Raw genomic sequence first — 5,490 nt, 5'->3', positions numbered from 1 at the left:
CGGCACCTTCCCGCTCGCCTGGCAGGCGCGCGAGGCAGCGGGTGCCGCCGGCGTGGCGCTGCTGGCCATCGACCACCCGACCGAGCCGCAGCACGACCCCGACCGGCGCTTCCTCGACCTGACGCCGCCCACCCCCGCCGAGGCCTTCGGCCCGCGCCGCGACAACCCGCCGCCCTCCGGCGGGCGGGAGCGGTTCCTCGATTTCCTGGAGACGGCGCTGCGCCCGGCGGTGGCCGCCCGCCTGCCGCTGGACCCGGCGCGGCAGACGCTGTTCGGCCACTCGCTGGGCGGGCTGCTCGGGCTGCACGCGCTGTTCACGCGGCCGCAGCTGTTCAACGCCTATGCGCTGGCGGACCCCTCCATCTGGTGGAACCGCCGCTCCGTGCTGGATGAGCAGGCGGCCTTCCTGGCTGGCCTGCGCGCCGCCGGCGGGCGGCTGGCGCGGCCGATGGACGTGCTGATCTCGGTGGCCGGGGTGTCGCGGCCGGGGCCCTACCGCGCCGCCATCGGCAACGGGCCGGGCGGGCTGGAGACGGCGCGCGCCCTGGCCGCCATCCCGGGGCTGCGCGTCGGCTTCCGCCGCATGGAGGGCGAGACGCATGGCAGCATGGTGCCCGGGGCGGTGGCCGATGCGCTGGTGCTGGCCACCGGACGCATGCCGGAGGGCAGCGCCCCGCCCTGAACGGCCCCGTGCCGGCTTGCCCCGGCCATGGCGGCGGCTTATTGAGAATGAGTATCAATGCTGGCCGGGCGGCCTTCCGCCCGCCGGCGCCGCCGAGAACGGACCCCCGCCTTGATCCCACTGCGACAGGAATGGCCCCCCGAATTCGCGGCGCGCTACCGCGCGGCCGGCCACTGGCGGGGCGAGACCTTCCCCGGCTTCCTGCGCCAGCGCGCCGCCGAGCGGCCGGAGGCGCTGGCGGTGATCGGCGGCGGGCAGCGCTGGACCTATGCGGAGCTGCACGCCCGCGCCGAGGCCGCCGCCGCCGGCTTCCTCGCCCTCGGGCTGCGGCCGGGCGAGCGGGTGGTGGTCCAGCTCGGCAATATCCCGGAGTTCTTCTCCGCCGTGTTCGGCCTGTTCCTGGCCGGGCTGGTGCCGGTCTACGCGCTGCCGGCGCACCGCATCACCGAACTGGCGCATTTCGCCGCGAAATCCGAGGCCAGCGCCTACATCGCCGCCGCGCGCGGCACGGACGGCTTCGACCACCGCCCCCTCGCCCGTGCCCTGCGCGAAGCCGCGCCGGGGCTGCGGCATGTCGTCATCGTCGGCGAGGCGGAGGAGTTCACCGCCTTCGAGAGCCTCGACGGCGACCGCGCCGCGCTGCCGCCGGAGCCGGACCCGGCAAGCGTCGCCTTCCTGCAGATCTCGGGCGGCACCACGGGCCTGTCCAAGCTCATCCCGCGCACGCATGACGACTACATCTACAGCTTCCGCGCCAGCAACGAGATCTGCGGCGTCACGGCGGAGAGCGTGTTCCTCGTCGCCCTGCCGGCGGCGCACAACTTCCCGATGAGCTCGCCCGGCCATATGGGCGCCCTCTACGCCGGCGCCCGCGTGGTGCTGAGCCCGACGCCGAGCCCCGAGACCGCCTTCCCCCTCATCGCGCAGGAGCGCGTCACCATCACCGGCCTCGTGCCGCCGCTGGCGCTGCTCTGGGCGCAGGCCGCGGCCGCCGGGCGGCACGACCTCTCCAGCCTGGAGGTGCTGCTGGTGGGCGGCGCCAAGCTGACGCCCGAGGCGGCGCGCCGCGTGCAGGAGGCGCTGCCCGCCCGGCTGCAGCAGGTCTTCGGCATGGCCGAGGGGCTGGTGAACTACACCCGCCTCGACGACCCGGACTCCATCGTGCTGGAGACGCAGGGCCGCCCGATCAGCCCGGATGACGAGGTGCGCATCGTCGATGACCTGGGCGAGGAGGTGCCGGAGGGCGAGCCGGGCTACCTGCTGGCGCGCGGCCCCTACACCATCCGCGCCTACCACAATGACGACGCGGCCAATGCCCGCTCCTTCACGCCGGACGGCTTCTACCGCACGGGCGACGTGGTGCGCCGCCTGCCCGGCGGCTACCTGGTGGTGCAGGGCCGCGCCGGCGACCACATCAACCGCGCCGGCGAGAAGATCTCCGCCGAGGAGATCGAGGACCACCTCCTCGCCCATCCGAACGTGTTCGACGCCGCCGTCGTCTCTGTGCCGGACGAATTTCTCGGCGAGCGCAGCTGCGCCTTCGTCATCCCGCAGGGGGAGCGGCCGCGCGCCCCGGCGCTGAAGGCCTGGATGCGCGGCCGCGGCATCGCCGAGTTCAAGGTGCCGGACCAGATCGTGCTGGTGGAGGCCTTCGAGACCACGGCCGCCGGCAAGATCAGCCGCCGCGAGCTGCGCGCCCGCCTGCGCGCCTGGCTGCTGGCCCAAGAGAATGCCGACTGAGGAAGAGGACCGCACGACATGGCCGAAGCCGCCACCCCGCCCCTGACGCGGGCGCAGATGCGCGCCGACATCGCCCGCGCCCTGCGCATGGCGCCCGATGAGTTCGGCGATGACGAGGACCTCTCCGACCTGGGCCTGGACTCGCTCCGCGCCATCGACCTGGTGACGCGCTGGGGACAGGCCGGGCTGTCGCTCGACTTCGGCGCGCTGGCCGAGAAGCTCACCGTCGATGCCTGGTGGGCGGTGGCCGAGCGGACGATGGCGCGGCCCGCCCATGGCTGAGGATCTCCGCTGCGCCGAGCCGCCGCTGACCCTTCCCCCGGCGGCGGACGGCCCCCCCCTGCCGCTGACCGAGGCGCAGGAAGGGCTGTGGTTCGCGCAGCGGATCGACCCCGGCAACCCGGTCTTCAACACCGGGCAGTACCTGGAATTCCATGGTCCGCTGGACCGCGCCGCCTTCCGCGCGGCGGTGGACGGCATGGTGGCGGAGGCCGAGTGCCTCGCCCTGCGTATCCGCGAGACGCCGGCCGGCGTGGTGCAGCAGCCCGATCCGGCGATGCGCCCCTGGCTGGAGGTGGTGGACCTCTCCGCCGCGCCGGAGCCGCTCGCCGCCGCGCGCGCGGCGATGCGGCGCGACATGGACACGCCCGTGGACCCGGCGCGCGGCGGCCTCGCGGCCGAGCGGCTCTACTGCCTCTCGCCCACGCACCACCTCTGGTACCAGCGCGCCCACCACCTGGTGCTGGACGGCTATGGCACGGAGTTGCTGGTGCACCGCGTCGCCGCGCTCTACGCCGCGCGCGTGGCCGGCACCGATCCGGGCGCGCCGCTGGCCCCCTTCGCCGCCGCGGTGGAGGCGGATACCGCCTACCGCGCCTCCCCACGCCGCGCCGCCGACGCCGCCCACTGGCGGCAGGCCATGGCAGGGGCACCGGAAGCGGTGGGCTTCACCCCCGGCGCGGCGCGCACCGCCCGTTCCGCTCATCGCGCCGAGGCCGCGATCGGTGCCGCGACAGGCGCGGCGCTGCGCCGCCTCGCCGCCGAGTACGAAGCCGCCTGGCCCGACCTGCTCACCGCCCTGCTCGGCGCCTATTGCCGCCGCATCGCGGGGGAGGAGGAGACGGTGGTCGGCGCCACCTTCATGAACCGCTTCGGCAGCGCCGCCGCCCGCGCCCCCTCCACGCAGATGAACGTGCTGCCGCTGCGCATCCGGCTGGACGAGGCGGCGCCGCTGGCCGATGCGGTGGAGCCGGTCCTGGCCCAGCTCGCGCGGCTGCGCCGGCATGGCCGCTACCGGGGCGAGCAGTTGCGGCGTGATCTCGGCCGCGTCGGCGCCGGGCGGCGGCTGCATGGCGCCATCATCAACATCCAGCCCTTCCATGGCATCCCCGTCTTCCCGGGCTGCACGGCGGAGTTGCGCCTGCTGGGCACCGGCCCGGTGGACGACATCACCTTCGACCTGCGCACCGACCCCGGCGCCGCCACGCTGCGCCTGGACGTGGAGGCCAACCCCGACCTCTACACCGCCGCGGAGGCCGCCGCGCACGCCACCCGTGCCGCGCATTTCATCGCCGCCGCGCTGGAGGCCGGGCGCCTGGACGCCGTGCCCACCGCCACGCCCGAGGAGGCACGGCGCTTCACCGGGGCGGTGAATGCCACCGCGCATCCGGTGCCGGACACCACCCTGGCCGCGCTGATCGCCCGCGCCATGACGGCCACGCCGGAGGCGACGGCGCTGCGTTTCGAGGGCGCTTCCCTCTCCTATCGGGAGCTGGACCGGCGCAGCGCGGCGCTGGCCGCCGAACTCGCCGCGCGCGGCATCGGCGCGGGGGACCGCGTGGCCGTGGCGCTGGAGCGCTCGCCGGAACTGGTGGTGGCCCTGCTGGGCACGCTGCGCGCCGGCGCCGCCTACCTGCCGCTGGACCCGGCGCACCCGCCGGAGCGGCTGGGGCGCATCCTGGCCTCCGCACGGCCGCGCCTCGCCCTGGCCGCCGCGCCGCTGCCGGGGGCGGTGGAGACGCTGCCCCCCACGGCATGGCCGGCATCGGGCGAGGCTCCGCCCGGCCCGGCGCCGGGGGATACGGCCTATGCCCTCTACACCTCCGGCTCCACCGGCGAGCCGAAGGGCGTGGTCATCGAGCACCGCGCCATCGTCAACCGGCTGGAGTGGATGCGGCAGCACTACGGCTTCACCGCCGCCGACCGCGTGCTGCAGAAGACCGCCGCCACCTTCGACGTCTCGGTCTGGGAGTTCTTCCTCCCCCTGATCTGCGGCGGCACGCTGGTGCTGGCGCCCCCCGGCGCGCAGCGCGACCCGGCGGCGATCGCCGCGCTGATTCGCGACGAGGGCATCACCGCCGCGCATTTCGTGCCCTCGATGCTGGCGGCCTTCCTGGCCCACCCCGCCGCGCGGGGCCTCGCGATGCACCGCGTCTTCTGCTCGGGCGAGGCGCTGACGGCGGAGCTGCGCGACCGCTTCCACGCCACGCTGACCGCGGAGCTGCACAATCTCTACGGCCCCACCGAGGCGGCGGTGGACGTGACCTACTGGGACGCCTCGGCGGGCGACACGAGCAACCCGCTGCCGATCGGCCACCCCGTCTGGAACACCCGGATGTACGTGCTGGACGAGGCGCTGCGGCCGCTGCCGGCGGGCGTCACCGGCCATCTGTTCATCGGCGGCGTGCAGCTGGCGCGGGAGTATCTCGGCCGGCCGGACTTGACGGCGCATGCCTTCATCCCCGACCCCTTCCACCCCGGCGCGCGGATGTACCGCACGGGCGACCTCGCCCGTTTCCGGGATGATGGCGCCATCCTCTATCTGGGCCGCTCGGACGGGCAGGTGAAGCTGCGCGGCTTCCGCATCGAGCTGGGCGAGATCGAGGCGGCGCTCGGCACCTCGCCGATGGTGGCGCAGGCCCGCGTCATCGCGCGGGAGGACCGGGCGGGGGACCGGCGCCTCGTCGCCTACCTCGTGCCGGGCGAGGGCTACGACCCGGCGGCGCTGCGCGCGCATCTGGCCGCCCGGCTGCCGGACTACATGCTGCCCGCCGCCCTGGTGCCGCTGC

At 75.3% G+C, this 5,490-nt stretch carries 4 protein-coding genes; all 4 read left to right on the top strand.

Annotated features, from left to right (window positions below; genetic code table 11):
- Nucleotides 1-682 (top strand): alpha/beta hydrolase-fold protein (locus ACZJYS_RS22175; RefSeq protein WP_493180349.1); only part of this gene is annotated, 682 nt, incomplete at its 5' end.
- Between the two features lie 111 nt (nucleotides 683-793).
- The gene (locus ACZJYS_RS22170) at nucleotides 794-2,422 is read left to right on the top strand and encodes a (2,3-dihydroxybenzoyl)adenylate synthase (protein ID WP_493180348.1); all 1,629 of its coding nucleotides are present in this window, start codon (nucleotides 794-796) and stop codon (nucleotides 2,420-2,422) included.
- An 18-nt stretch (nucleotides 2,423-2,440) separates the two neighbouring features.
- Complete coding sequence (locus ACZJYS_RS22165) at nucleotides 2,441-2,704, top strand: phosphopantetheine-binding protein (protein WP_493180347.1); 264 nt, start codon at nucleotides 2,441-2,443, stop codon at nucleotides 2,702-2,704.
- On the top strand, nucleotides 2,697-5,490 hold a 2,794-nt coding region (locus tag ACZJYS_RS22160), incomplete at its 3' end, for an amino acid adenylation domain-containing protein (protein WP_493180346.1). The genes ACZJYS_RS22165 and ACZJYS_RS22160, both read left to right, overlap by 8 nt.

This window comes from Roseomonas sp. TS2, assembly GCF_058833935.1.
Note: the sequence above shows the minus strand (reverse complement) of the source record. Positions and strands in the feature narration are given on the sequence as shown.